This is a genomic window from Streptomyces sp. NPDC006294, from assembly GCF_042870895.1.
Lineage (GTDB): Bacteria > Actinomycetota > Actinomycetes > Streptomycetales > Streptomycetaceae > Streptomyces.
Map to the genome: position 1 here is coordinate 18,300 of NZ_JBIAHV010000006.1, position 25,115 is coordinate 43,414.

The following is a 25,115-nucleotide window of genomic DNA, read 5'->3' on the forward strand; positions in this document are numbered from 1 at the left end:
GTCCCCTAGGTTCGGTGGGAGGTGTGCCGAAACCGTAGGGAACAACAACCCCCGTGCGTCAGCTGTCGGTCGGCCCCCTCCACGGCGTTATGGAGGACCGGGCTCCGGTCGGCCAGCCAGCGCGCGTAGCTGGAACTGCGGGCCGCAGCGTCGGCGTGCGCGGCCCGCGCATGGCCGACGACGTCGGCCGCCCGCAGCGCCGCCGGCGCCTCCGGATGCCAGCCGAGCAGGTGGCGCCAGACCAGCGGCGCGCCGCTGAGCGGACGCGTCACCATGCCGGGGGTCTCGGGGAACGTGGCGCGGCACAGGCCCACCGCCCGGCCCACCTGGACCAGATGGACACAGGAGGCGGTGTCCGCCTCGTACACGCACGCCGGGGTGAAGCCCGCCCTGACGCATGCGGCGGCGAAGCAGTCGGCGAAGCAGCCGTCGCCCGGGACGTCCGTCCACGCCTCCGCCGCCAGTTCGGCCAGCTCGATCTCGGGCCGGGCGGCGAGCGGATGGTCGGCGGCCAGCATCACGAAGACCGGGTCGCGGGCCACCTCCGCCCACGCGAGCCGCCCCGGCTCCGGCGGCGCGCTCTCGCCGCACGCGCCGATCAGCGCGTAGTCCAGCCGGCCCTCGGCGGCCGAGGCGGCGATCTCGCGCTCGGACCACGACGTGTGGGTGACCACCGCGACCCCCGGTTCCGCGGCGGCGAGCCGGTCGACGAGCCCACCCAGGAGCGGACCGTGGGTGCCGCCGAGCCGGAACGCGCTCCCCGGGCCGCAGCCGGCGCCCGTCCGGGCGAACCGTACGGCCTCCTCCTGCAGTTCGTGCACCGCGGGCAGCACGACCCGGGCGCGGTCCAGCACCAGTTCACCGAGCGCGGTGGCCCGCACTCCGCTGCGTCCGCGCTCGAAGAGCGTCCCGCCCAGTGCGCGCTCGATCCTCTTCAACTGCGTGCTGAGCGCCGGCTGGGCGAGCCCCAGCGCGGTGGCCGCCTTGGTGAGGCTTCCGGCGTCGGCGATGGCCCGGATCGTTCTCAGGTGCCGCAACTCCAGTTCCATGCCAGGAGCTTGGCGCGCCGGAACGGCCCCGGCAATAGGCAGGTCCAGACCAAAGTCGCGGCGTCAGGTTCCGCTCGGCGAACCGGGCGGAACCGGCCCGGAGGGGGGCTGGAGAAGCTTCTCGATGCCGCCGGGTCCACCGGTCGGCGGAAGCAGCGTCTGCTCCGTCCACACCGTCTTGCCGGCGCGCGAGTGCCGTGTGCCCCACCGCGCCGTGAGCTGCGCGACCAGCAGCAGACCCCGCCCGCCCTCGTCGGTGCTGCGGGCCCGGCGCAGATGCGGCGAGGTGCTGCTCGGGTCCGACACCTCGCAGATCAGCCGCTGATGGTTGATCAGCCGCAGCGTCACGGGCCCGCCCGCGTACCGATAGGCGTTGGTGACCAGTTCGCTGACGATCAGCTCCGTGGCGAACGCCATGTCCGCCAGCCCCCACGCCGCCAGCTGGTCCGCGGTGAGCCGGCGGGCCCGGGACGGCGCCGTCGGCTCGGCGGGCAGCTCCCAGGTCGCGACCATCTCCGGCGCCAGGGTGAGCGTCTGGGCCAGCAGCAGGGCGACGTCGTCGCTGGGCCGCGCGGGCAGCAGTTCGTCGACCACCGCCTGGGCCAGCTCCTCCACCGGCCGGCCGGTACCGCCCAGCGTCGAGCACAGCTTCGCGAGAGCGGCGTCCATGTCCAGCGGGGCGTACTCCAGCAGCCCGTTGGTGTAGAGCGCGAGCACGCTGCCTTCCGCCAGCGTCAGTTCCGCCGCCTCGAAGGGCAGCCCGCCCAGCCCCAGCGGCGGTCCGGCGGGCAGGTCCGGCAGGCTCACCTTCCCCTCCGGCGTCACCACGGCGGGCGGCGGGTGCCCGGCCCGGGCGACGGAGCACAGCCGGGTCACCGGGTCGTACACGGCGTACAGACAGGTCGCGCCCACCACCTGCTCGCCGGGACCGCCCTCGACGTCGTGCTCCTGCTCCCCGGCCAGCCGGGTCACCAGGTCGTCGAGATGGGACAGCACCTCGTCGGGCTCCAGGTCGAGGTCGGCCAGCGTGTGCACGGCGGTACGCAGCCGGCCCATGGTCGCCGCGGCGTTGATGCCGTGCCCGACGACGTCGCCGACGACGAGGGCCACCCGGGCGCCCGAGAGCGGAATGACGTCGAACCAGTCCCCGCCGACCCCCGTCGCACCGCCGGCCGGCATGTACCGGTGGGCGACGACGACCGCCGGATGCGCGGGCAGTTCACGCGGCAGCAGCCGCCGCTGCAGCGCCAGCGCCGCCCGGTGCTGCTGGGTGAAGCGGCGCGCGTTGTCCAGGGAGACCGCCGCCCGCGCCGCCAGCTCGCCGGCCAGGGTGAGGTCGTCCTCCTCGAACGGCTCCGGCAGCCGCGAGCGCCACAGGCTCACGAACCCGAGGACCAGCCCGCGCGCCGTCAACGGCACCACCATCAGCGAGTGCACGGCCAGCGCCGCCTCCCGGACCCCGGGTGCCCGGGCGGTGACCAGGTCCGTGATGTCGATGAACGGCTCCAGCACCGGACGCCCGGTCGCCAGGCACCGCGCCTGCGGCGACCGCTCGGGGAACGCGTTGACCGTGCCCACCGGGAACAGCAGAGCCTCCGTCTCCGGCGTGACGGTCGTGTACGCCGTCCGTCGGACCGGCCCGCCGCCCCCGTCCGCGACCGGTTCCTCGCCGCGGCTGATCGCTTCCAGCAGGTCCACGCAGGCGCAGTCGGCGAGCCCCGGCACCGCGGCCCGCACCAGCTCCTGCGCCGTCCGCCGGACGTCCAGGGTGGTTCCTATGGTGGCGCCCGCCTCGGTGAGCAGCGCCAGCCGGCGCCGGGCCAGATGGCCGTCCGTGACGTCCTCGACCAACTGCGTGACCCCCAGCACCCGGCCGCCCGCGTCCTCGATGCGGAACGCGGACACGGAGACGAACCGCTCCCTGCCCGGGTCGGCCGCCATCCGGCACGGCTGCTCGGTGAAGATCATCGGTGTGCCGGTGCGCAGCACCTCGCGCAGCCCCGTCTCCACCATCTCCGCGTCCGCCGGGACGAGGAAGTCGCCGATGCGGTGGCCGCGCGTCTCCTCCGGGGGGACGCCGCCGATGCGGGCGATCGCCCGGTTGACCCGCAGGATGTTCATGTCGGGGTCGAGCACCGCCAGTCCGACCGGCGATCTGCGGAACAGCCCGTCCATCACCGACCGGTCGATCTCCCACTGCACCACCTCCTCCGCCGGCGCGACCACGAGAAACCACTCGCCGCCCCCCACCAGCCGCGTCACCCGGCGGGCCCGGACGCCGAAGCCCATCCTGCGCCCGTCACGCGTCCGCACCGGCACGACCCCGAACCAGCCCCGCCGCCGGACGCAGGCCGCCGTCGCCTCCAGCACGAGGTCCACGTCGGCGGGGTCCACCAGCACCTCCACCGCGCGGCGCCCGAGCACCTCCGCGGCCGACCAGCCGACCAGCGCGCGGGCGCGGTCGCTCCAGCCGGTCACCAGGCCGTGCCGGTCCAGCACCACGGAGGCGGCTCGACCGTGTGCGTACGGGTCCTCCGGGCTCTCACCGATCAGGGTCACGGATCCGGTCATCGGTCCTATCCTGCGCCCGGTCCCGCGGGCACGCGAGCGATGAATTCCGGGCGGCGCGGCGGTCACAGGGGGACAGTGGGTACAGGCCCGCACCGACACACCAGGAGGCCGCCATGCCGCGCATCACGCCCAATCTGTGGTTCGACACGCAGGGCAGGGAAGCCGCCGAGTTCTACGTCTCCGTGTTCCCGAACTCGCGGATCAAGCACGTCTCGTACTACGGCGAGGCCGGCCCCAGGCCCGCCGGCACCGTGCTGACCGTCGACTTCGAGCTCGACGGCCAGGAGTACACCGCGATCAACGGGGGCCCGGAGTTCACCTTCGACGAGGCGATCTCCCTGCTGATCAACTGCGCCGACCAGGAGGAGGTCGACCACTACTGGAAGAAGCTCGGCGAGGGCGGGCAGGAAGGCCCCTGCGGCTGGCTGAAGGACAAGTACGGCCTGTCCTGGCAGGTCGTGCCCGCGGCGCTGGGGGAGCTGCTGGAGGGTGAGGACGAGGAACGGTCGCAGCGCGTGATGTCGGCCATGCTCTCCATGGGCAAGATCGACGTCGCCGCTCTGTACGAGGCCGCCGACCGCGCGTGACCCGCGCCTACCCCGCGGGCGGAGCCGGGAAGGCGTAGAGGACCTGGGGCTCGTCCCACTCGACGAACATGTCCTCCACCGTGGCCCCGAGTGCCTCGAGCAGCCGCCGCGACCGCAGGTTGGCCTGCTGGGTCAGGGCGACCACCCGGGGCGCGCCCGACGGTGCGTCGCCCCGCGCCCAGGCCACCGCGGCGGCCACGGCCTCGCGGCCGTAGCCACGGCCCCAGTGCTCGGGAAGCAGTTGGTACGACACCTCGGTCCGGCCGTCGTCCCTGGCCCCGAGCTCCACCGTCACCAGGCCGACGACGGCGCCGTCCGCCCGCCGCGCCACGGCGAAACCCCGGGGGCGCCGACGCACCGCTTCTCCCGGATGCGCACGACGCTGCCGGCGACCGGGCCGCCGAGGTGCCGCCGGACCTCGGGGTCGGTCCACAGGCGCGCGATCTCCGGTACGTCCGCGGCGGCGACGGGACGCAGCGCCAGCCGGCGTGTCGTGAGGGCGGCGGGCCGGACGGCGGCTCCGGAAGCGGAAGGCATGACGGCGATCATGGCACGGGCCGGTCCCGACCGGTGCGCGGCCGGGCCGGACACGAGGCGGCGGCACACGTCGCTTCCGCCGCTGCGTCAAGCCTTGAACGGAAGGGATGAATCGGAGCCGTGCGTCTTGTCAGGAGTTCGAAAGACTCCTACAGTCCAGCAGCGAATGGGAGCGCTCCCACGGCATTCCCCCACTGCTGAAGGGACACCATGCGACACCGCTTACGCGCCTTGACGACGGCCCTGCTGCTCGTGCTCGGAGCACCGGCCGCGCTGCTGTCGGCCGCGCCCGCCGCGCAGGCCGCCGCGGAGATCTGCGACCAGTACGGCACCACGACCATCCAGGACCGGTACATCGTCCAGAACAACCGCTGGGGCACCGGCGCCACCCAGTGCCTCGACGTGACCGGCACCGGCTTCACCCTCACCCGGGCCGACGGCTCCGTGCCCACGAACGGGGCGCCGAAGTCCTATCCCTCGGTCTTCAACGGCTGCCACTACACCCAGTGCTCGCCCGGCACCCAGCTGCCGAAGCAGCTCGGCACCATCGGGGCCGCGCCCACCAGCGTCACGTACGGCTACGTCGGCAACGCGGTCTACAACGCCTCGTTCGACATCTGGCTCGACCCCCAGCCCAGGACCGACGGTGTCAACCGCACCGAGATCATGATCTGGTTCAACCGGGTCGGCCCCATCCAGCCCATCGGTTCGCGGACCGGCTCCGCGACCGTCGGCGACCGTCAGTGGGAGGTGTGGACGGGGAACAACGGCGGCAACGACGTGATCTCCTTCGTGGCTCCCTCCGCCGTCAGCAGCTGGTCCTTCGACGTCATGGACTTCGTCGACCAGACCGTCAGCCGGGGCATGGCGGCCCCGGACTGGTATCTGACGAGCGTCCAGGCCGGCTTCGAGCCCTGGCAGGGCGGCGCGGGTCTGTCGGTCGGGTCCTTCTCGTCGACGATCAGCGCCGGCGGTGGTGGCGGCGGTGAGGAGCCTCCCGGCGAGCCGGCGGGCGCCTGCCAGGTCGGCTACGCCACCCGGTCATGGCCCGGCGGCTTCACGGCCGAGGTGACCATCAGGAACGCCGGCACCGGACCCGTGGACGGCTGGAACCTGGCCTTCACCCTGCCCGGCGGCCAGCGTGTCACCAACGCGTGGAACGCCACGGTCGCGCCGGCCGCCGGCGCGGTGACCGCGCGCGACGCGGGCTTCAACGGGCGCATCCCGGCCGGCGGCACCCAGTCCTTCGGCTTCCAGGGGACGTACACCGGCGCCTTCGCGGAACCGGACCGGTTCACGCTCAACGGGACGGCCTGCTCCGTCGCCTGACGGACCGGCCCGTTCCCGGCACGGCTCACCCGGCGGCCCTGACGGGCGCGGCGGGTGGCGCGGCTCCATCGGTCCCCCGCACGAGGGGGCGGGGGACCGATGGTCACGCCCGGCTCCGACTGACACGGCCTCACACGGCCTCACACGGCCTCACACGGCCTCACACGGCCTCACACGGCCTCACACGGCCTGACACGGCCGGCGCCCGGTGCGACCCTGGGAAGCGGCACGGTGGACGGCGGGGGAGGGACCGTAAGGAGCCCGGTGGATCTGGAAAGCACCCTCGACGAGCTGTACGCGCTGCGCCCCCAGGAGTTCACCGCGGCCCGCGACGAACGCGCGGCCGAGGCCCGACGGGCCGGTGACCGCGGACTCGCCGACCGGATCCGGGCCCTGCGCAGGCCCACCCTGTCCGCCTGGGCCGGCAATCTGCTGGTCCGCCGGGAGCCCGAGCGGATCCGGCCGCTGATCAGCCTCGGTGAGGGCCTGCGGGACGCGCACCGGAACCTCGACGGCGAGCAGCTGCGCGAACTCGGCAGACAGCAGCACCTCCTGGTCGGCGCACTGGCCCGGGAGGCGCGGCGACTGGCGGCGGAGGCGGGACAGCCCGTGGGGGAGTCGGCGGTCCACGAGATCGAGGCCACCCTGCACGCGGCGCTGGCCGACCCGGACGCCGCGCGGCAGTGGGCGGCCGGTCACCTCGACAGGCCGCTGAGCGCCCCCGTCGGCTTCACCGGCCTGGAAGCGGGCGCCGACGCCGTACCCGAGCCGGCCGCGCGGCGCACCCACAAGGAGAGCAAGGAGACCACGGAGAGCAAGGAGACCACGGAGACCACGGATCGTACGGACCCTGCCGACCGCCGGCGTCGCGAGAAGCTCGACCGTGCCCGGCAGGACGCCCGGGCCGCCGGGGAACAGGCCCGCGAGAGCGAGCAGGCGCGCGAAGAGGCCACGGCGGCGCTGGAGCGGGAGCAGGCCGCGTTCGAGGAAGCGCGGGAACGGGCGGCCTCGCTCGCCAGGGAGCTGGAGGAGGCTCAGGACCGGCAGCGGCGGACCGGTCGCGCGCTGCGCGAGGCCCGGGACCGGGCCCGCCGGGCGGAGCGGACGGCCCGCGACGCCCGCCGCCGCGCGGACAAGGCGGGCGCGGCAGCGGACCGGCCGCCGGCAGACGGCGGATGACGCGCCGAATCCGGTCTCAGCGGGCGGGCGTCGCCTTCCAGCTCTGCTCGATGCCCCGCATCAGCGGCGGATACACGAGCACGTGCCGGAACGGGGCGATCGCGGCCATGTAGGCCCGCCCCCAACGGCCGTTCGGCTTCACCAGTACGGCCATCTGACCCCGGTGGCCCCCCTTGCCGTCCGGAACCCAGCTCAGATGCATCACCCCGTGCATCGTCCGGTTCGCCATCTCGGCCGCCCATTCGTCCGCTGCCAGATAGAGCGAGGTGAACGGCAGCCGCTCGAAGTCCGGACCCGACGGCCCGTCCCGCAGATCGGCCGGCAGCCGGTCACGCAGCGTCGGCACCCGGGAGCCCGGACCCGAGCCCGGACCGTCCCAGCCGAACACCTCACCGAGCCGCCACCGGACGGCGAACAGCGCACGGGCGACCCGGGACGGGTTGTCCGCCGTGTCGCCGGCTGCCGCCTGCCGCACCAGCCGGGGGAAGTCGTCGGGCCCTCCCGGCGTCGGCAGCGCCCACACGTCGTACAGGCGGAAGTCCGGTGCGATCGCGTGGATCCGCCACGGCCGGGACGTGTGTGCGGTGCTCCGGAGCTTCATGCGTCGCCTCCACCTGTTCGGTGACGGCCGGGGGCCGCGGTGCGCGCGGCCCGGCTCGTCGTGATCCACGACGAGTCTCCCGCCGCCGCGACCGGCGCGGCATCGGCCCCCGGGCCGATCCCGCCTCCGCCGCGCGGGTGAGGCGGTCGAGCACGCCGCGACACCGACCCGGAGGGCCACACGGCCCTGCGGCCTTTCACCCGGGCGGGGCCCCCAGCGGATTCGCCGCCAGTGCCTTCGCGGCGCCGAACAGGTTGGCCGCCATCGCCCGGCCGGTCTTGTGCGACCAGTCGCGGCCCCGCTCGTCGTCGAGATAGTCCGGTCCCGGCCCCGGCCCCAGATGCCAGTACGTCCACGCCTGGCCCGGGACGGTGTAGCCGATGTCGCCCAGGGCCCCGGAGATCTCGCTGATCACATGGTGCGCGCCGTCCTCGTTGCCGGTCACGACCACGCCCGCGACCCGGTTGTAGGCGACGGGGCGGCCGTCGTCGTCCGTCTCGGAGAGCATGGCGTCCATCCGCTCCAGCACCCGCTGGGCGACGGACGAGGGGCGGCCCAGCCAGGTGGGCGAGGCCATGACGAGGATCTGGGACGCCAGCAGCTTCTCGTGCACCTGAGGCCACTGGTCGCCGGGGCCGACGGCCTCGCTCACCACGCCCGGCCTGATGTCCAGGTCCACCGCCCGGACGATTTCCACCTCCGCCCCGTACTGCTCGAGCTGCCCGGCGACGACGGTCGCCAGCGCATGGGTGTTGGAGGGGTCCGGGGACGTCTTCAGCGTGCAGTTGATCACCAGTGCCTTCATGTGCGGAGCCGTACCCCTTCGGGCCGTCCGCACCCCGTGCGCCGGGCCGACCGGGTGACACCCCCAGGTTTCCGCCGCCGCCCGCACGGTTACCCAGGACAAGCCGGGACAACTGAGCGCACAGCACGGAGGAGCGGAACACCGATGGCCGAGGCGAAAGTATCCGACTACGTCCTCCAGCGGCTGCGGGACTGGGACGTGACCCATGTCTTCTCCTACGCGGGGGACGGCATCAACGGTCTGCTCGCGGCCTGGGGCCGAGCGGACAACCAACCGAAGTTCGTCCAGTCGCGCCACGAGGAGATGTCGGCCTTCCAGGCCGTCGGCTACGCCAAGTTCTCCGGCAAGGTCGGCGTCTGCGCCGCCACCTCCGGGCCGGGCGCCATCCATCTGCTCAACGGGCTCTACGACGCGAAGCTCGACCATGTGCCGGTCGTCGCAATCGTCGGGCAGACCAACCGCAGCGCGATGGGCGGCTCCTACCAGCAGGAGGTGGACCTGCAGAGCCTCTACAAGGACGTGGCCTCCGACTTCTGCGAAACGGCGACCGTCCCCGAACAGCTGCCCAACCTCATCGACCGGGCGATGCGCACCGCGTACGCCCGGCGGACCGTGACCGCCGTCATCATCCCCGCCGACGTGCAGGAACTGGACTACAGCCCGCCCAAGCACGCCTTCAAGATGGTCCCCTCCAGCATGGGCATCGGACGCTACGCCCCGGTGCCCGCCGACGAGGACCTGGAACGCGCCGCCGAGGTCCTCAACGCCGGCGAGAAGGTGGCCGTCCTCGTCGGCCAGGGCGCCCGCACCGCGCGCACCGAGGTCGAACGGCTCGCGGACGTCCTGGGCGCCGGTGTCGCCAAGGCGCTGCTCGGCAAGGACGTCCTGCCCGACGACCTGCCGTACGTGACCGGGGCCATCGGGCTCCTGGGCACCCGCCCCTCGTACGAGCTGATGCGGGACTGCGACACCCTGCTGGTCATCGGCTCCAGCTTCCCGTACACCCAGTTCCTGCCGGAGCTGGACCAGGCGCGGGCCGTGCAGATCGACATCGACCCGCACATGATCGGCTTGCGGTACCCCTTCGAGGTGAATCTGGTCGGCGACGCCCGCGAAACCCTGCGCCGGCTCCTGCCGCGGCTGCACCGCAAGGAGAGCCGCACCTGGCGGGACGGGATCGAGCAGAGCGTCGACCGCTGGTGGGAGGTCATGCAGCGCAGGGCCGCCGTCGACGCCGACCCGATCAACCCCGAGTACGTCGTCCACGCCCTCGACGGCATGCTCCCCGACGACGCCGTCATCACCGCCGACTCCGGCTCGGCCGCCAACTGGTACGCCCGCCACCTGCGGATGCGCGGCCGGATGCGCGGCTCCCTCTCCGGGACGCTCGCCACGATGGGCCCCGGCGTCCCGTACGCCATCGGGGCCAAGTTCGCGCACCCCGACCGGCCCGCGATCGCCATCGTCGGCGACGGCGCCATGCAGATGAACGGCATGATGGAGCTGGTCACCGCGGCGAAGTACCGGCACGAATGGTCCGACCCCCGGCTGATCGTGGCCGTGCTCAACAACGGCGACCTCAACCAGGTCACCTGGGAGATGCGCGCCATGTCCGGCGCCCCGCAGTTCGAGGAGTCCCAGCACATCCCCGACCTGCCGTACGCCGACATCGCCGAGCGGATCGGCCTGGGGGGCGTACGGGTCGAGAAGCCCAAGCACGTCGAGGCCGCCTGGAAGCAGGCGCTCGCCGCCGACCGGCCCTTCGTCATCGACTTCCGCACCGACCCGGCCGTCCCGCCGATCCCGCCGCACGCCTCGCTCGACCAGATCCAGGCCGCCGCGGCCGCCATCGTCCAGGGCGACAGCGACCGCGCGTCGGTGCTCAAGCAGGGCTTCAAGGCCAAGGTGCAGGAGTTCCTGCCCGGGAGCCGGCACCGCGGCGACCGTTCCGGCGCGACGGACGACAGCACGGCCGACGAGAGGTGACGCCGCGTCGTCGCACGCCCCGTTCGTGTCCCGGGCCGGCCGAGGAGACCGCGGGGGCATGAGGGTCACCATCGGAGTGGAGGAGGAGTTCTTCCTCGTCCGGACCGACAGCCGGGCCGTCGAGCCGGCCGGCGGCCGCGTGGTGGCCCGCGCCCGTGAAACCGTCGGGGACCTGGTCGCCGGCGAGTTCCACGAGGGCCAGCTCGAGGTGCGGACCCCGCCGTGCGACGACACCGCCGCACTGCTGCGGCAGCTCACCGCCGTACGGGCGGCCGCGCGCGACGCCTGCGGGCCGGACGGCGTCGCCCCGTGCGCCTCGGGCACGCCCGTCCTCGGCGGCCCGGGAGCCCGTGTCCTCGGCGACCACCCCCGCTACCACGCCGGCGTACGGCAGTTCGGCAGCATGCTGGACGACTTCACCGTCTGCTCCGCCCATGTGCATGTGCATGTCCCGGACCGCGAAGTGGCCGTGCTGACCGCGAACCATCTGCGCCCCTGGCTGCCGCTGCTGGTGGCCATGAGCGCCAACTCCCCGTTCTTCGAGGGCCGCGACACGGGCTACGCGAGCTGGCGGACCGTCGTCCGCGGCCGCTTCCCCGCGCTGAGCGCCCCTCCGTACGTCGACTCCCTCGCCCACTACGAGCGGCTGACGGCGGCACTTCAGGAGTCCGGGGCGATGCTCGACGCGAACCTCCCGTTCTGGGACGTACGGCCCAACCCGCGGGTGCCGACGCTGGAGGTCCGCGTCATGGACGTCCCGGCGGACGCCGCCGACACCGCCGCCCTCACCGCCCTCGTCAGGGCCCTGGTCGTGCGCTCCGCCGAGCGGGTACGGGACGGCGACAACGGCGAACCCGTCTGCGGCGAGCTGCTGCGCGCCGCCTACTGGCGCGCGGCGCGCGACGGCTGGCCGGGCAGCGGCCCGGACGCCCTGACCGGGAGCGTCGTGCCGTTCGCCGAACAGGCCCGGCGGCTGGTCGTCCACGTACGGCCGCAACTGGAGGAGGGCGGCGACCTCGAGGAGACCGCCGCCTTCCTGCGGCGGCTGGACCGGCACGGGTGCGGGGCCCAGCGGCAGCGGGCGTCGTGGGAGCGCCGGTCCAGCCTGACCGACGTCGTCGACGACCTGCTCGCCGCGACGGCAGGAAGGGGCGGTGTCAGCCCGGCGTGAGGGTGGCCACCAGCACGTCACGACGGGCCGGGGCCCCGACGTCGGCCGGCCTGATGGGCGACACGCCGTGCAGGGTGGCCCGGTCGTCGGAGAGCAGCAGGCTCGCCGGTTCGTCGAGTGTCACCGACAGCACCTCTGCGCCCTCGGGGCTGTAGACGGTGCTCTCACCGCCGGTGGCGTTGTCGCGGGCGATCAGCAGCGACGACACCAGCGTGACGCCGTCCCGGTGCCGGCCCTCCGGTGTGGGCTCCCCGCCGCCGTCCGCCGTCGCGAGGACCCGGAAGGGATGCACCTTGACGCTCCACCGCTCGGCGCTGTCCAGCGCGCCGGCCGTCCGGCCCAGCACGCCGAGGACCGACCGCAGCACCGGGTCGGCGACGAAGGCGCCGGTCAGCGGGTCGAAGTGACGGTCCACCGTCTCGTACAGCGGATTGGTGTTGTCGGGCTGGACGAACACGGTGTGCGGCAGGAGCCTCAGCTCGCCGGTCGCGGGCACGAAGGAGAAATGACCGTAGCGCCGCAGTCTGCGGGTGCCGCGCCGTGCCGCGTACTCGTCCTGTGACAGGTCCTCCCAGTGGGCCGCGAAGCGGGCCCAGTCGGCCTGGTCGGTCCCGGTGCAGGCCAGGACGTCGGCCGGGGGCATCAGATGCACGCCCTCGCCGGCCAGCGCGGCGCGAGCCGTCTCCTCGGCGGTTCGCGCGGCGGAGTGTCCGGCCGCCGGGTCCTGGAAGTCGGTCAGGGGATCCACGGTCTGCCACCGCCCTTTCTCCGGTGCTGCGTGTGTGTTCGGACCGGGTGCCATCATCGGCGGCCCGCACGCCCGGCGCACCTCCGTGCGGTGCCCGGCCGTCACGCCGCCGCTCATGATTGGCGTCCGCGGGGGTGGGAACCCGCCGCTGCGTGCCGACCGGGTTCCCGCCGCCACGGGTTCGGCACCCGCAAGGCGGAGCCGGCTGAGACGGTGAGGAGTGGTCCCATGAGCGAGCAGACGCCCTCACAGGCCGAGGGCGAACGTCCGGAAGACGAACTCGGCCCGAACTACGCCCGGACGACCCCGTCGCAGGCGGAGGGCGAACGGGACGACGAGGCCGGCGAGCCGGCGGCCGAGGAGAAGACCGGCCCCGACGGCCGCGGTCCGAAGAGCTGACGGCGCGCCGCGGGCCTTCCGTACGGGCGGCGGAGGCCGTCGCGGAAGGCCCGGGGGCGGTCACCGTGCGAAGCGGGCACGGCGTACCGGGTGGTTCAGGTGTTGCGCGTCGCACCGGGGGCGGGCTGCTTGCGTCGCAGCAGGACGGACCCGGCGAGCGACGCCGTCGCCGCGGCGCACAGTACGGCGGCCGCTCTGGCCCAGCCGAAGGAATTGCCCAGGCTGCTCTGCAGCAGGTTCATGGTGCCCACGCCCGCCAGCGCGTGCAGGGCGATGACGCCGACCGCCAGTCCGGCGGCGGCCGCCCAGACCAGCGCGGTGTCCCGTACGGTCAGCCAGACGGCGACGACCAGGCAGAGCACCATGACCGCGACCGAGAGGGTCTCGGCGTAGCCGCCGGAACGCAGGCCGGCGACGTCGGTGGGCAGGTGGACCACGCCGCACGCGAAGAGGGCGAGCGCCGCGGGCCAGCGGAGCGCGGAGCGCAGGGCGGGCGAGACGCTGTGGCCGTCCGGGCCCGCGGCGAGGGCGCCGTTCAGCGCCGCCATGGGCCACGCCGACTTCTTCTTCGGCGCCTCGGCGGCGGCCCGGGTTTCCTCCCCGGCGGCGCCGGCGGAGGGCCTGGACTCCTCGGCCGCGGCCTCGTCCGCCGCCGTACGCCAGTCGCCGGCGTCGGCGCCGATCATGTTCACGAGCCGCACGACGTCCTCGATGGGCCTGCCGACCGCTGCGGCCCTCAGTGTCGTGTCGGCCTCGTGGAGCGGGTGCGGGTACTCGTTGAGCAGGGCGACCAGCTGCTGGACCTCTTCGAGCGGGCGGGAGACCGCCGCTGCACGCAGGGCCAGGTCACCCGGGCTGTCGACCTCACCGGTCCGCTTGAGCCGGCTCACCAGGGCGGCGACCTCCGCCACCGGGCGCTCGGTCGCGGCCGTCCACAGCAGCGTGTGTATGGGCTGGTCGCTCTCGTTCGCCGCCGTCTCCTGGACGGGGCCGGCCGCGGGGACCGGGTCGGCGTCCGGCGCGGACCCGTCCACCGGGTTCACCGGCGCCGGCGTCTCGTGCCGGAGCGGGCGCGGGTCCTCGATCGCGTCGCGGACAGGCGTCGGGTCCTGGGCCCCGTACGCCGCCCCGGTCTCCGGCTCCGCCGGCTGCGACCGACTCTGCGGCTCGGTGCCGTTGCCGTCCTGCGGCGCCCGCGGCTTCTCGGCCGGAGTGCGGACGGGAGTGGGCCGCTGCGCGGGGTCCGGGCCCGGCGTCTTCGGCCCGCTCGCGTCGGCGCCCGTGGCTGCTCCCGTTCCCGTTCCCGCCGAGGTCTCGCGGGAGGGGAACGGCTCGGCCTCCGGGGAGGGCGGCTCGGGAGCGGGGTGGACGGGGTCGAGGCTCGCACGGCCGGCGGGGGCGGCGGAGAGCACCGCGGAATCGGGGAAGGCCGGCGGGTGCGGCGGCATGGGCGGCGCCGCGCGGGTCCCGAACGCGGGGGCGGTGAACCCGGCGTCAGGGCTCCTGTCGGGCGGCCGCGGTCGGTCGTCCTGGTAGTCGGAGGTGGCAGGGGTTCTGGGGTCGGTGGTCATGGCGCGGGCTCCGTTCGCGGAACATCCGGGTAGGCGTACACCGTGTCGTTCGTCGTGCGCCGCCTGAGCGCGCACACTTTGTTACATCTAATGGGCATAAAGCGACATTGCGCCATCCGGGAACGGCCCGGCCTGCTCCGCTCGACGGAATACGCGGGCGCCTCCGTACCCACCCCGTGGGGAACCGGCCGGCGACCGGCGTCCGCCGTGCCGATGCCGGGCGCGCGAGATCGGCGGGGCCGGCCGCCGTGGTGTCGACGGGCGGCGGCGCAGGGTGTGGCGTTCAATGGAGGCCCGGGATTCCACAGGCCTGCCGCGTCTGCGGTACCGGACACGGAGCTCGGAAGCGCCATCTGGGAGTGATCGACGCGTGAGCACCAGCGGCCACATCGTGGACACGGGATCGGAGCGGCCGGAGGATTCCGCCCTGCTCGTGATCGATCACGACGGCGCAGTGCTCGCGTGCACCGGCGGCGCCGCCGAGCTCACCGGCCGGCCGGCCGGTGAGCTCCAGGGCCGCACCGTGGAGGACCTGCTCGCGACGCCCGGCGTCTGGGCCCGGCTGCGGGACCACACCCCGGCGCACCGCCCGCGCTCGGTGCGTACGGCTTTAGAGTGCGCCGACGGTCCCCGCCTCACGCAGCTCGACCTGCTCCCCGTGGAGGGCCCGCTGGCGGCGCGGTTCCTGATGCGGCTGCTGCCGGCGGCCGTGGCCGACCGGCGGGACGAGGACGACGCGCTGCTCAGGGCGCTGTTCTCGCAGACCGGCATCGGCCTCGCCGTCCACGACGGCGAGCTGCGGGTGATCAGGGGCAACTCGCTGCCGAACGACCCCCGGCCGCCGGCCACCTCGGCGGGCCGGCGGCTCGACGAGGTGCTCGTGCCGGAGGACGCGCTGTCCGTCGAGGCGCAGCTGCGCCACGTCGTGACCACCGGCGAACCGCTGATCGACTTCGTCACGACGGCCCGGCTGGCGCAGGCCCCGGAACGCGAACGGACCATTTCGCTCTCCGCCCTGCGCATGGCCGGCCGGGACGGCGTCGTCCGCGGCGTCGCCGTCACGTTCACGGACGTGACCGAGCAGGAACGGGCCCGGCGGCGCTCGTCGCTCGTCGGCACGGCGGCGTCCGCGCTGGGCCGCTCCCTGGACGTCGGCCGCAACACACAGGTGCTGGCCGACCTGCTCGTCCCCGCCTTCGCCGACCTCGCCTGCGTGGACGTCACGGAAGCCGTGCTGATCGGTGAGGAGCCCGGCGAGTTCGCCACCGGCGCGCCGCTGCGCCGCGTCTCCGCCGTCGCCAAGGACGGCGAGGACTGGCCGAACGAGCTGTATCCGCTGGGCGCCGTCATCCGGGTCAAGGGGTACGAGAGCGACCGGCTGCGCGGCGGTTCGGCCGTCATCGTGCCGGACATCGACGAGCTGCGGCCGAGGATCGCCGACGACACCGAGCGCCGCCGGCTGGTGCTGGCGCCGGGTGCGGCCTCGTACATGGTCGTGCCGCTGCAGGCCCGCGGCCATGTCCTGGGCGCGGTGTCACTGTGGCGCTCGCCGGAGCAGCCGCCGTTCGACGGGCGTGACGCGGCCGTCGGGGAGGACATCTGCTCCCGCGCGGCCCTCGCCATCGACAACGCCCGGCGCTACACCCGCGAACGCCGCACGGCGGAGAGTCTGCAGCGCAGTCTGCTGCCCCGCCCGGTGCTCAAGGTGACGGGCGCGGAGACCGCCGGCATCTATGTGCCCGGCCGGACGCTCGCCGGTACGGGCGGCAGCTGGTTCGACGTCATCACGCTGTCCTCGACACGCGTCGCGTTCGTCGTCGGCAACGTACGCGGACACGGCCTCAACGCCGCGGCCGCCATGGGCAGTCTGCGCACCGCCGTGCGCACCCTCGCCGACCTGGACCCGCCGCCGGAGGAACTGCTGACGCATCTGGACGACCTCGTCGTGCGGCTCGCCGACGACGAGCAGCAGGGCGACTTCGACGGCACGGTCCGCGGCGCGAGCTGCCTGTACGCCGTCTACGACCCGGTCACAGCGCGCGCGTCGATGGCCGGCGCGGGACACACCGGGCCCGTGCTGGCCCGCGCTTCGGGCGAGGTGGGCCGGGTCGAACTGCCCTCGGGGCCGGCGCTGGGGCTGGAGGGCGCCCCGTTCGAACCGGTCGACGTCACGCTCAGGCCCGGCGATCTGCTGGCCTTCACGGCGGGTTCGCTCTCCGAGCCCCCCGGCACCGGCGCCGGACCGGTCATCGAGCATCTGCGGACCAGGGCGGGCCGGGACGGCTGCGGCGCGGCGGCGGTGCCGGAGATCGGCCGGGAGATGCTGGTCCCGTTCCTGGCCCGGCCGCCCGACGACGACGCCGCCCTGCTGCTGGCGCGGGTGGCCGCGTCCCCCGAAGGGTCCGTCGTCGCCTGGGAGTTCCCGGCGGACGGGCGGATCGTCGCGGACGCACGGGCACGGGTGGCGGAACGGCTCGCGGGCTGGGGGCTGGACGAGCTGGTCTTCACCACCGAACTGATCGTCAGCGAGCTGCTCACCAACGCCATCCGCTACGCCGGCGGCCCGGTGAGCGTACGGCTCATCAGGGACCAGCGCCTGGTGTGCGAGGTGTCCGACCCGAGCGAGACGCAGCCGCATCTGCGCCGGGCACGGCTGACCGACGAGGGCGGGCGCGGACTGTTCCTGATCGCCCAGCTCACCCACCGATGGGGGAGCAGGTACACGGCCGCCGGCAAGACGATCTGGACGGAGCAGCTGCTGCCCGGCTAGGCGCCGACCGGAAGCGGCGACCGGGACCTGTCGGAACAGGGGCCTTCGTGGTCCACTGATGGCACGGGGAGCGTGGCCCATGGACACGGAAGACGGACGCGGACGCGGCAGGGCGCGGGTCGCCCTGCTCACCGCCGCGGCACTGATCGTCGCCCTCTACGGGTGCACCGGCCGCGAGCCGCCCGGACCGGGGGAGACAACGCCACCGGCGTCCGAGCAGGGCACGTCGTACTTCACCGGGCTGCCCGCACGCCAGGGACCGGTCCTCGCGGTCAAGATCGACAACGTCCGTCCCGCGCGCCCCCACACCGGGCTCGGGGCGGCCGACATCGTCTACGTCGAGCAGGTCGAGTCCGGCCTCAGCCGGATACTGGCCGTCTTCTCCTCCCGGCTGCCGCCGCGGATCGGCCCGGTGCGCAGCGCACGGGAGTCCGACCTCGAACTGCTGCGGCAGTTCGGCCGGCCCGCACTCGCCTACTCCGGCGCCCAGTCGGCGCTGAAGCCGCTGATCGAAGCGGCGCCGGTCGCCGCGCTGCCGCAGGGCGAGGCGCCCGACGCGTTCGTCCGCTCCGACGACCGCTCCGCTCCGCACAACCTCTATCTGCGCCCCGACCGCGCCCTGGCCGCCGCCCGCGACGTGAGCGAATCCTCCGACATCGGCCTGCGTTTCGGCGCCGCCCCCGGCGGCGGCCGCCCGCTGGCCGAGCACACCGTGCGCTACCCCTCCGCCCGGTACACCTTCACCTGGTCGCCCGAGCGGAAGCGCTGGCTGGTGGCCATGGACGGCGCCGCCGCGGGGACCACGGACGGCGGCCGGCTCACGCCCGCGACGGTGGTCGTGCAGTACACCGAGGTCCGCCCCTCCCGGTTCCGCGACCGGTCCGGCAGCGTGTCCCCGTACACGGAGACGGTCGGTTCCGGTACGGCGCTGGTGCTGCGCGACGGCCGCGGCTACGACGCCCGGTGGCAGCGGACGGACCCGGACGGCGACACGGTCTTCACCGACGCGGCGGGGGAGCGGCTGAACTTCGCACCCGGGCAGGTATGGGTGCTGCTCACCGCCCGCTGAGCGAGCACCGGCAGCGCGGAGGACAACGGCCGCCGGGTCGTCCAGACTCGTAGGGGAGGTTCGCCCGGGTCCGCCGGTCGCTTGTGAGGTCTGCTTCGTGCACGACGTGCCGTACTGGTTGTGGGTCGTCTTCGCCGCCGCGGTGGTGATTTCGCTGGCGGTCGATCTGCTTGCCCACCGGCGGGCGCACATCATCGGTTTCCGGGAGGCGGCGGCCTGGAGCGCCGTGTGGGTCGGTCTGGCGATCGTCTTCGGCGGCGTCGTCTTCCTCGTCGTCGGCGCACAGGCCGGGGTCGAGTACACCACCGCCTGGCTGCTGGAGAAGAGTCTGTCGGTCGACAACCTCTTCGTGTTCGCGCTGATCTTCGCCTACTTCAGGGTGCCGCGGGCCTATCAGCACCGGGTCCTCTTCCTGGGCGTGCTGGGGGCGCTGATCTTCCGCGGTGTCTTCCTCGCCGCCGGTGTGGCCGTCGTCAGCCGCTTCACCGCCGTGCTGTTCGCCTTCGCCGCGGTCCTCTTCTACAGCAGCTACAAGATCCTCCGGGGAAAGGAGGAAGGCTTCGACCCCGGCAGGAGCTTCGCCGTCCGTCTGCTGCGCCGGCTCATGCCGGTGTCAAACGAGTACGCCGGGGCGAAGTTCTTCGTCAGGGAGGCCGGCAGGCGTGTCGCCACCCCGCTGCTCGCCGTGGTGGCCGCGATCGAGGCGGCCGACCTCGTCTTCGCGGTGGACAGCGTGCCAGCCGTACTCGCGGTCAGCAACGACGCCTTCATCGTCTACACCAGCAACGCGTTCGCCATCCTGGGCCTGCGGGCGCTCTACTTCATGCTGGCCGGTCTGCTGGACCGGTTCCGCCATCTCAGCAAGGGCCTGGCGCTGATCCTGGCGTTCATCGCGGTCAAACTGATCCTGCAGGCGTCCCACGAGGTGATCAGTCCGGCCGTCCCGGAGATCCCCTCGCCCCTCAGCCTGGGCGTCATCGTCGTCGTCCTCGCCGTCTCCGTCGCGCTGAGCGTGCTGCGACCGCCGGCCGCCGAACGGGAGCCGGAGAAGGACGCCTGAGGCGCGGGGCTACGCGCCGATCAGGTGGTGCAGCCGGTCCGCCGCGGCCCGGCCGAACGAGTGGCTGTTGATGTCCGTGTCGTACTCCGCCACCTCGACCGCGCTGCCCCGCAGCCCGTCGCGCAGCGCGGCGAACAGGGCCTCGTCCAGTGCCGGATCATGGTACGGGCCGCCCGGCGCGCCGAGGGTCGACAGACCGCGCAGGGGTACGCACACCACCGCGGGCCCGGTCGCCGCCCGCAGCTTGGCGGCCACGCGGCGGCCCAGTTCGGCGCACTCCTCCCGCGTCGTGCGCACCACGGTGATGGACGGGTTGTGCACCTGGACGCGGCGCTCGCGCAGATGGGCGGGGAGCGTGTCGAGCGGGCCGAACTTGACCATGTCCAGGGCCCCCAGGCTCACCACCTGGGGTGTGCCGCGCCGCCCGGCGGCGGTCAGCCGGTCCGGGCCCGCCGTCAGGATGCCGCCTGCCAGGTCGTCGGCGAGTTCGCTGAGGGTCAGATCGAGTACGCCCGCGAAGAGCCCCTGGCCGGCCAGCGACTCCAGCGTCCGGCCGCCGGCCCCGCTGACGTGGAACACCAGCACCTCGTAACCGAGTTCGGTCAGCCGGGCACGGGCCGCGTCGACGCCCGCGGTGGTCACTCCCGCCATGCTCGCGGCGATCAGCGGCCTGCCGCCGGCGCCGAACTCGGCGGGCGCCGGCGCCCGGGGAGCGGCCGCGAAACCCTTCGCCATGCCGGCCGCGGCCTCGGCGGCGTTCGCGAGCACCGGCGCCAGGACGCTGTTGACGCCGGCGATGTCGACGACGCTGTACATCATGGTGATGTCGCTCGCCCCGACGTATGGCGACACGTCGCCGGCCGCCATCGAGGACACCATCACCTTCGGCACGCCCAGCGGAAGCCCCCGCATCGCGCGCGTCGCGATCGACGTCCCGCCGCTGCCGCCGACGGCGAGGACCGCGTGCAGCCTGCCCTCCTCGTACAGCCGCAGGACCGTCTCCGCCGCCCCGCGGGCCATGGTCGTCACGGCCGCGCCGCGGTCCGCGTCCGACCGCAGCGCGGCCAGGTCCGCCCCGGCCGCGCGGGCCACCTCGGCGCGCGGGACGTCGGCCCGTATCCTCGGCTCGCCCACGACGCCGGCGTCGACCACCAGCACGTCGGTCCCCGCGGCCAGCAGCCGCTCGCGCAGCCAGCCGTACTCCACACCCTTGGTGTCCAGCGTTCCCACCAGTACAACGGTCGCCATGGCACGTACTGTTCGCGGAAAACCGGCGGCCGACAAGAGCGCCCGGCGCGGCTGCCGCGGTCAGGACGCGGGCGGCGCCGTGCTGTTGCGGACCACCAGGCTGGTGGCCAGGTCGATCCGGCTCGCCGCCGGGCGCCGGCCGCGCCCGAGGTCGAGCACCAGCCGCGCCGCCGCCTCCGCCATCTCCGTCAGCGGCTGCCGCACGGTGGTGAGCGGCGGGCCGACCCAGCGGGCCAGCGGCAGATCGTCGAAGCCGACCACGCTGAGGTCCTCCGGGATGCGTACGCCCAGTTCCCGGGCGGCCTCGTAGAGCCCGAGGGCCTGGAGGTCGTTTCCGGTGAAGACGGCGGTCGGCGGCTCCGGCAGACGCAGCAGCTCCAGACCGGCCGCGTGGCCGGCCTCGTGGTGGAAGTCGCCCTCGCGCACCAGTTCCGGGTCGGCCGCCACCCCGGCGCTCTCCAGCGCCGAGCGGTAGCCGTCGATTCTGGCGCGGCTGCACATCATCCTGGCCGGGCCGCCGATCACGCCGATCCGGCGGTGGCCGAGCTCCAGCAGATGGCGGGTGGCGGCGAGGCCGCCCTGCCAGTTGGTCGCCCCGACCGAGGGCACGTCGTCCCCGGGGTCGCCCGCCGGATCCATCACCACGAACGGGATGTCGCGGCTCGTCAGCTGGGCGCGCTGCGCGGCGTCGAGGTCGGACAGGACCAGGATCACCCCGGCGGGGCGGCGGGCGAGCACCCCGTCCACCCAGGTCTGACCGGGCGTGAGCCGCCCGGCGCTCTCCGAGAGGACCAGCGACAGGCCCTCCTCGCGTGCCACGTTCTCCACCCCGCGGATGACCTCCATGGCCCAGGAGCTCTCGAGCTCGTGGAAGACCAGGTCGATCATCCGGGACTGCTGCGAGGCGCCGCGGCGGCGGCGGTAGCCGTGGTGGCGCAGCAGCTCCTCCACCCGGGTGCGGGTGGCGGCGGCGACATCGGCGCGCCCGTTGAGGACTTTCGAAACTGTCGGAGCCGACACTCCGGCCGCACGGGCGATCTCGGCCAGGGTGGCACCGCCCTCGGCCGTTTCGTCCGAGGAAGGATCCTCCGGTCGGGAGTGGACGTCTGCGGGTCTCATGCAGGGATCGTAGCCCGCCGCAGGCCCTGCACAAGGCCCGGCCGTTGATCACGGAAACCTTTCGCGCGACCTCTTGACGCGCCGGAAACCCCCTCGTACGGTTCCGGCAACATTCGCCAAGCTTTTCGAAACATTCGACAAGGGGCAGTTATGGGGTCGGGCTTTCTCCGCAGAGGTTCCGGTACGGCCAGAGGGACCGCGGCAGCCGCCGCGATGGTGATGGCCGCGGTGCTCGCGGGCTGCGGTTCGGGCGGCGGCGCCGCCGGCGCCGACGGCAAGACACTCACCGCCTACGTCTACGGCGACGACGCGGTGAAGGTTCAGCAGGCCGCCGTGGACGACTTCAACAAGTCGTCGGACGTCAAGGTCAAGCTGGTCTCGGTCCCCGGCGCCGAGTACGTGAACAAGCTCCGCACCGCCATGGGCTCGCCGAACGCCCCGGACATCTTCTTCAACTGGGGCGGCGGCTCCATCAAGCCGTACGTGGACGCGGGCCAGATCGTCGACCTCTCCCCGTACTTCGAGAAGGACAAGGTCCTGCGGAGCGGCTTCCTGCCCTCCGTCGTCGAGGCCGGCAGTCTCGACGGCAAGGTCTACGGCGTGCCGATGCGCGGCATGCAGCCCGTGATGCTCTTCTACAACAAGACGCTGTTCGCCGAGAACGACCTGCAGCCGCCCAGGACCTGGGAGGACCTGCAGCAGGCGATCACCACCTTCAAGGCCGAGAAGATCACGCCCTTCGCGCTCGGCGGCACCGACGCCTGGACCCAGCTGATGTGGCTGGAGTACCTGCTCGACCGGATCGGCGGGGCCGACGTCTTCAGGAAGATCCAGAACGGCGACTCCCCCGGCTGGGGCGACCCGGCCGTCCTCAAGGCCGCGCAGACGGTACAGGAACTCATCGACGACGGCGCCTTCGGCAAGAACTTCAACTCCGTCTCGTACTCCAACGGCGGCGCCCCCGCCCTCTTCGCCCAGGGCAAGGCGGCGATGCACCTGATGGGCTCGTGGGAGTACTCCACCCAGCTGGGCAAGGCGCCCGACTTCGCCAAGAAGGACCTCGCCTGGACCACGTTCCCGACCGTGGCCGGCGGCACCGGCGACCCGAAGAGCGTCGTCGGCAACCCCACCAACTACTGGTCGGTCAACGCCCGCACCAAGCACAAGGACGCCGCCATCGACTTCCTGAAGGCCATGGCGTCGCAGGAGTACGCGCAGGCGCTCGTCGCAGGCGGCGACATCCCCACCACCGCGGACGCGGCGCAGCAGCTGAAGAAGTCGCCCAACCCCGAATTCGCCGCGTTCCAGTACGAGATGGTCCAGCTCGCCCCGAGCTTCACGCTCTCCTGGGACCAGGCACTGGAGGCGAGCAAGGCCACCCCGATGCTCACCGAGATCAACAAGCTGTTCGCGGGCAAGTCCACGCCCGAGCAGTTCGTCGCGGCCCTGAAGGCTCTCAAGTAACCATGACAGTAGCTTCCACACCGCTCGAGAAGCAGCGGAGCAGAGCGGCGGCCGCCCCCCGGCGCGGCCGCCGCACTGCGGCGGGCGGGGGCTTCGGCCGCCCCTCCGTCACCTGGGCAGTGCCCGCCATCGTCTTCTTCGGGCTCTTCGCGATCGTGCCCATGGCCCTGGCCGTGTATCTGTCGTTCACCTCCTGGGACGGCCTCACCTCGCCGACCCTGATCGGGTTCGACAACTGGACCCGGCTGCTGAACGACCCCGAGTTCCGCCAGGCCGGCTGGCTCAGCCTGCTGCTGACGGTCATCAGCTGGGCCTTCCAGACCCCCATCGCCCTGATGCTGGGCGTGTGGGCGGCCGGACGGCAGCGCAACCGGGCCGTGCTGTCCGCGGTCTTCTTCGTACCCCTGCTGCTGTCCACCACGGCGATCGCGGTGCTCTTCCACGCCCTCCTCGACCCCAACTTCGGTGTCATCAAGGAGATCGGGCCGTGGCTCGGGATCGACCCCAACATCCTCGGCTCGTCCACCGGCGCGCTGCTGACCGTGGCGTTCGTCGGCGGCTGGCAGTTCATGCCGTTCCACACGCTGATCTACCAGGGCGGCACCCGGCAGATCCCGCAGGTGCTCTACCAGGCCGCCTCCATCGACGGAGCGGGACCGGTCCGGCAGTTCTTCTCGATCACACTGCCCCAGCTGCGCAACACCGTCACCACGTCGTCGGTACTGATGATCGTCGGCTCGCTGACGTACTTCGACACCGTGCTCATCATGACCAGGGGCGGCCCGGGGACCGACACCACGATCGTGCCCTACCTGATGTACCGCACCGGCTTCCAGACCTACGACCTCGGCTACGCCAGCGCCATCGCCACGGCCCTCGTCGTGGTGGCGACCGCGCTGTCGCTGCTGATGGTGAAGTTCAGCGGATTCGGGTCGATGCGCTCCACCCGGGAAGGGATGTGACCCGATGACCGCACACCTGACCGCCTCACGGCACGTGCGGCCCAGGGGCCGCCGCCGGCCGAAGGGCAATCCGCTCGTCGGCCTCGGGGCGCTGGCCTGGCTCGTCGTCGTGCTGGTGCCGCTCTACACCCTTCTCTCCTCGTCGCTGACCCGGCAGGACGAAGCGCTCAGCGGCAACCCGCTGGCCTTCCCCACCAGTCCGACGCTCGAGAACTACAACACCGTGCTCAGCAGCGGCTTCCTCACGCTGCTCACCAACACGGCGATCGTCGCGGTCGCGACCGTCGCCATCGTGCTGCTGCTCTGCGTGCCCCTCTCCTATGTGGCCGTGCGCACCCGCAGCCGGCTGTCGTCGCTGGCCTTCAGGACCTTCCTGCTCGGCGTCGCCATCCCCGCCCAGGCGGTCATCGTGCCGCTGTACCTGCTCATCGCCGAGATGGGCCTGTACGACTCGCTGGCCGCGGTGATCCTGCCGACCGCCGCGTTCTCGATGCCCGTCGCCGTGCTGGTCCTGACCTCCACGCTCCGGGACATCTCGGAGGAGCTGTACGAGGCGATGGCCCTGGACGGGGCGACGCCGCTGCGGATGCTCTGGCAGCTCGCCGTGCCGATGTCCCGCGCCGGAATCAGCACGGTCGCGATCTTCTCCGCGCTCCAGGCGTGGAACGGCTTCCTGTTCCCGCTGATCCTCACCCAGTCGGAGGAGCAGCGTGTGCTGACCCTCGGACTCTTCAACTTCATGGGCCAGTTCGGGCTCAACGTCCCGGCCCTGCTCGCGGCCGTCGTGCTCTCCGTGATCCCCATCTTCACGGTCTATCTCTTCGCCCGGCGCGCCCTGGTCAACGGCCTGATGGGCGTCGGCGGCAAGTAGCCCGCCGCCGGATCCGCAC

22 protein-coding genes are annotated in these 25,115 nt (G+C 73.2%); 12 read left to right on the plus strand and 10 right to left on the minus strand.

From position 1 onward, the window contains the following. Positions 1-5: 5 nt before the first annotated feature. Positions 6-1,049: a LysR family transcriptional regulator gene (locus tag ACFYOP_RS11780; protein WP_356897344.1), complete on the minus strand. Its 1,044-nt coding sequence runs from the start codon at positions 1,047-1,049 to the stop codon at positions 6-8. Between the two features lie 63 nt (positions 1,050-1,112). Further along, positions 1,113-3,620 carry a SpoIIE family protein phosphatase gene (locus ACFYOP_RS11785; protein WP_356897346.1) on the minus strand — a complete coding sequence of 836 codons (2,508 nt, stop codon included), beginning with the start codon at positions 3,618-3,620 and terminating at the stop codon, positions 1,113-1,115. A 113-nt stretch (positions 3,621-3,733) separates the two neighbouring features. Here ACFYOP_RS11785 and ACFYOP_RS11790 point away from each other — a divergent pair, with 113 nt between their 5' ends. After that, positions 3,734-4,207 carry a VOC family protein gene (locus ACFYOP_RS11790; RefSeq protein WP_356897348.1) on the plus strand — a complete coding sequence of 158 codons (474 nt, stop codon included), beginning with the start codon at positions 3,734-3,736 and terminating at the stop codon, positions 4,205-4,207. Between the two features lie 7 nt (positions 4,208-4,214). On the opposite strand, the gene ACFYOP_RS11795 is transcribed toward ACFYOP_RS11790, so the two are convergent. Together ACFYOP_RS11795 and ACFYOP_RS11800 are read right to left on the minus strand one after the other, a co-directional pair. Then, complete coding sequence (locus ACFYOP_RS11795) at positions 4,215-4,538, minus strand: GNAT family N-acetyltransferase (protein ID WP_356897350.1); 324 nt, start codon at positions 4,536-4,538, stop codon at positions 4,215-4,217. After that, complete coding sequence (locus tag ACFYOP_RS11800; RefSeq protein WP_356897352.1) at positions 4,499-4,744, minus strand: hypothetical protein; 246 nt, start codon at positions 4,742-4,744, stop codon at positions 4,499-4,501. The genes ACFYOP_RS11795 and ACFYOP_RS11800 overlap by 40 nt, the downstream gene beginning before the upstream one ends. Before the next feature lie 210 nt (positions 4,745-4,954). Here ACFYOP_RS11800 and ACFYOP_RS11805 point away from each other — a divergent pair, with 210 nt between their 5' ends. Both ACFYOP_RS11805 and ACFYOP_RS11810 read left to right on the plus strand, forming a co-directional pair. Then, positions 4,955-6,073: a cellulose binding domain-containing protein gene (locus tag ACFYOP_RS11805; protein ID WP_356897354.1), complete on the plus strand. Its 1,119-nt coding sequence runs from the start codon at positions 4,955-4,957 to the stop codon at positions 6,071-6,073. Between the two features lie 264 nt (positions 6,074-6,337). After that, the gene (locus tag ACFYOP_RS11810; protein WP_356897356.1) at positions 6,338-7,252 is read left to right on the plus strand and encodes a hypothetical protein; all 915 of its coding nucleotides are present in this window, start codon (positions 6,338-6,340) and stop codon (positions 7,250-7,252) included. Positions 7,253-7,268: 16 nt separating this feature from the next. Here the strand turns inward: ACFYOP_RS11810 and ACFYOP_RS11815 are convergent, their stop codons facing one another. Together ACFYOP_RS11815 and ACFYOP_RS11820 are read right to left on the minus strand one after the other, a co-directional pair. After that, on the minus strand, positions 7,269-7,853 hold the full coding sequence (locus ACFYOP_RS11815) for a DUF2867 domain-containing protein (RefSeq protein ID WP_356897358.1): 585 nt from the start codon (positions 7,851-7,853) through the stop codon (positions 7,269-7,271). 196 nt (positions 7,854-8,049) lie between these two features. Next, a complete protein-coding gene (locus tag ACFYOP_RS11820; RefSeq protein WP_356897360.1) occupies positions 8,050-8,658 on the minus strand; it encodes a flavodoxin family protein in 609 nt (202 codons plus the stop codon). Between the two features lie 144 nt (positions 8,659-8,802). On the opposite strand from ACFYOP_RS11820, the gene ACFYOP_RS11825 reads away from it, so the two are divergent. Beyond that, the gene (locus ACFYOP_RS11825; RefSeq protein WP_356897362.1) at positions 8,803-10,644 is read left to right on the plus strand and encodes a thiamine pyrophosphate-requiring protein; all 1,842 of its coding nucleotides are present in this window, start codon (positions 8,803-8,805) and stop codon (positions 10,642-10,644) included. Between the two features lie 58 nt (positions 10,645-10,702). Then, on the plus strand, positions 10,703-11,815 hold the full coding sequence (locus ACFYOP_RS11830) for a glutamate--cysteine ligase (protein ID WP_356897364.1): 1,113 nt from the start codon (positions 10,703-10,705) through the stop codon (positions 11,813-11,815). Here the strand turns inward: ACFYOP_RS11830 and ACFYOP_RS11835 are convergent. Further along, positions 11,802-12,563, minus strand: a complete 762-nt coding sequence (locus tag ACFYOP_RS11835; RefSeq protein ID WP_356897366.1) for a 2OG-Fe dioxygenase family protein — start codon at positions 12,561-12,563, stop codon at positions 11,802-11,804. The two genes, ACFYOP_RS11830 and ACFYOP_RS11835, sit on opposite strands and share 14 nt — an antisense overlap. Positions 12,564-12,791: 228 nt before the next feature. Between ACFYOP_RS11835 and ACFYOP_RS11840 the strand changes: the two genes are divergently transcribed. Further along, positions 12,792-12,962 (plus strand): hypothetical protein, encoded by a 171-nt coding sequence (locus tag ACFYOP_RS11840; protein ID WP_356897368.1) that lies wholly within the window; start codon positions 12,792-12,794, stop codon positions 12,960-12,962. A 95-nt stretch (positions 12,963-13,057) separates the two neighbouring features. Here ACFYOP_RS11840 and ACFYOP_RS11845 read toward each other — a convergent pair whose 3' ends face one another. After that, positions 13,058-14,533, minus strand: coding sequence for a hypothetical protein (locus ACFYOP_RS11845; RefSeq protein WP_356897370.1), 1,476 nt, complete (start codon positions 14,531-14,533; stop codon positions 13,058-13,060). A gap of 370 nt (positions 14,534-14,903) precedes the next feature. On the opposite strand from ACFYOP_RS11845, the gene ACFYOP_RS11850 reads away from it, so the two are divergent. The 3 genes from ACFYOP_RS11850 to ACFYOP_RS11860 all read left to right on the plus strand — a co-directional run bounded on the left by ACFYOP_RS11850 (position 14,904) and on the right by ACFYOP_RS11860 (position 19,432). After that, complete coding sequence (locus ACFYOP_RS11850) at positions 14,904-17,303, plus strand: SpoIIE family protein phosphatase (RefSeq protein WP_356897372.1); 2,400 nt, start codon at positions 14,904-14,906, stop codon at positions 17,301-17,303. A 79-nt stretch (positions 17,304-17,382) separates the two neighbouring features. Then, a complete protein-coding gene (locus ACFYOP_RS11855; protein WP_356897374.1) occupies positions 17,383-18,372 on the plus strand; it encodes a DUF3048 domain-containing protein in 990 nt (329 codons plus the stop codon). Positions 18,373-18,469: 97 nt separating this feature from the next. Further along, positions 18,470-19,432 carry a TerC family protein gene (locus tag ACFYOP_RS11860; protein WP_356897376.1) on the plus strand — a complete coding sequence of 321 codons (963 nt, stop codon included), beginning with the start codon at positions 18,470-18,472 and terminating at the stop codon, positions 19,430-19,432. 9 nt (positions 19,433-19,441) lie between these two features. On the opposite strand, the gene ACFYOP_RS11865 is transcribed toward ACFYOP_RS11860, so the two are convergent. Beyond that, positions 19,442-20,680, minus strand: a complete 1,239-nt coding sequence (locus ACFYOP_RS11865; protein ID WP_356897378.1) for a Tm-1-like ATP-binding domain-containing protein — start codon at positions 20,678-20,680, stop codon at positions 19,442-19,444. A 60-nt stretch (positions 20,681-20,740) separates the two neighbouring features. Further along, the gene (locus tag ACFYOP_RS11870; protein WP_356897380.1) at positions 20,741-21,799 is read right to left on the minus strand and encodes a LacI family DNA-binding transcriptional regulator; all 1,059 of its coding nucleotides are present in this window, start codon (positions 21,797-21,799) and stop codon (positions 20,741-20,743) included. A 213-nt stretch (positions 21,800-22,012) separates the two neighbouring features. On the opposite strand from ACFYOP_RS11870, the gene ACFYOP_RS11875 reads away from it, so the two are divergent. The 3 genes from ACFYOP_RS11875 to ACFYOP_RS11885 are packed head-to-tail and all read left to right on the plus strand — an operon-like array spanning position 22,013 to position 25,096. Next, positions 22,013-23,263: an extracellular solute-binding protein gene (locus ACFYOP_RS11875; RefSeq protein ID WP_356897466.1), complete on the plus strand. Its 1,251-nt coding sequence runs from the start codon at positions 22,013-22,015 to the stop codon at positions 23,261-23,263. Positions 23,264-23,265: 2 nt separating this feature from the next. Beyond that, positions 23,266-24,225, plus strand: coding sequence for a sugar ABC transporter permease (locus ACFYOP_RS11880; RefSeq protein WP_356897382.1), 960 nt, complete (start codon positions 23,266-23,268; stop codon positions 24,223-24,225). Between the two features lie 4 nt (positions 24,226-24,229). Continuing rightward, a complete protein-coding gene (locus ACFYOP_RS11885; protein WP_356897384.1) occupies positions 24,230-25,096 on the plus strand; it encodes a carbohydrate ABC transporter permease in 867 nt (288 codons plus the stop codon). Positions 25,097-25,115 lie beyond the last annotated feature (19 nt).

Coding starts and splice junctions, on each gene's coding strand:
- ACFYOP_RS11780 (WP_356897344.1), bottom strand. CDS start 1,049: ATGGAACTGGAGTTGCGGCACCTGAGAACGATCCGGGCCATCGCCGAC.
- ACFYOP_RS11785 (WP_356897346.1), bottom strand. CDS start 3,620: ATGACCGGATCCGTGACCCTGATCGGTGAGAGCCCGGAGGACCCGTAC.
- ACFYOP_RS11790 (WP_356897348.1), top strand. CDS start 3,734: ATGCCGCGCATCACGCCCAATCTGTGGTTCGACACGCAGGGCAGGGAA.
- ACFYOP_RS11800 (WP_356897352.1), bottom strand. CDS start 4,744: ATGCCTTCCGCTTCCGGAGCCGCCGTCCGGCCCGCCGCCCTCACGACA.
- ACFYOP_RS11805 (WP_356897354.1), top strand. CDS start 4,955: ATGCGACACCGCTTACGCGCCTTGACGACGGCCCTGCTGCTCGTGCTC.
- ACFYOP_RS11815 (WP_356897358.1), bottom strand. CDS start 7,853: ATGAAGCTCCGGAGCACCGCACACACGTCCCGGCCGTGGCGGATCCAC.
- ACFYOP_RS11820 (WP_356897360.1), bottom strand. CDS start 8,658: ATGAAGGCACTGGTGATCAACTGCACGCTGAAGACGTCCCCGGACCCC.
- ACFYOP_RS11825 (WP_356897362.1), top strand. CDS start 8,803: ATGGCCGAGGCGAAAGTATCCGACTACGTCCTCCAGCGGCTGCGGGAC.
- ACFYOP_RS11830 (WP_356897364.1), top strand. CDS start 10,703: ATGAGGGTCACCATCGGAGTGGAGGAGGAGTTCTTCCTCGTCCGGACC.
- ACFYOP_RS11840 (WP_356897368.1), top strand. CDS start 12,792: ATGAGCGAGCAGACGCCCTCACAGGCCGAGGGCGAACGTCCGGAAGAC.
- ACFYOP_RS11845 (WP_356897370.1), bottom strand. CDS start 14,533: ATGACCACCGACCCCAGAACCCCTGCCACCTCCGACTACCAGGACGAC.
- ACFYOP_RS11855 (WP_356897374.1), top strand. CDS start 17,383: ATGGACACGGAAGACGGACGCGGACGCGGCAGGGCGCGGGTCGCCCTG.
- ACFYOP_RS11865 (WP_356897378.1), bottom strand. CDS start 20,680: ATGGCGACCGTTGTACTGGTGGGAACGCTGGACACCAAGGGTGTGGAG.
- ACFYOP_RS11870 (WP_356897380.1), bottom strand. CDS start 21,799: ATGAGACCCGCAGACGTCCACTCCCGACCGGAGGATCCTTCCTCGGAC.
- ACFYOP_RS11875 (WP_356897466.1), top strand. CDS start 22,013: ATGGTGATGGCCGCGGTGCTCGCGGGCTGCGGTTCGGGCGGCGGCGCC.
- ACFYOP_RS11880 (WP_356897382.1), top strand. CDS start 23,266: ATGACAGTAGCTTCCACACCGCTCGAGAAGCAGCGGAGCAGAGCGGCG.
- ACFYOP_RS11885 (WP_356897384.1), top strand. CDS start 24,230: ATGACCGCACACCTGACCGCCTCACGGCACGTGCGGCCCAGGGGCCGC.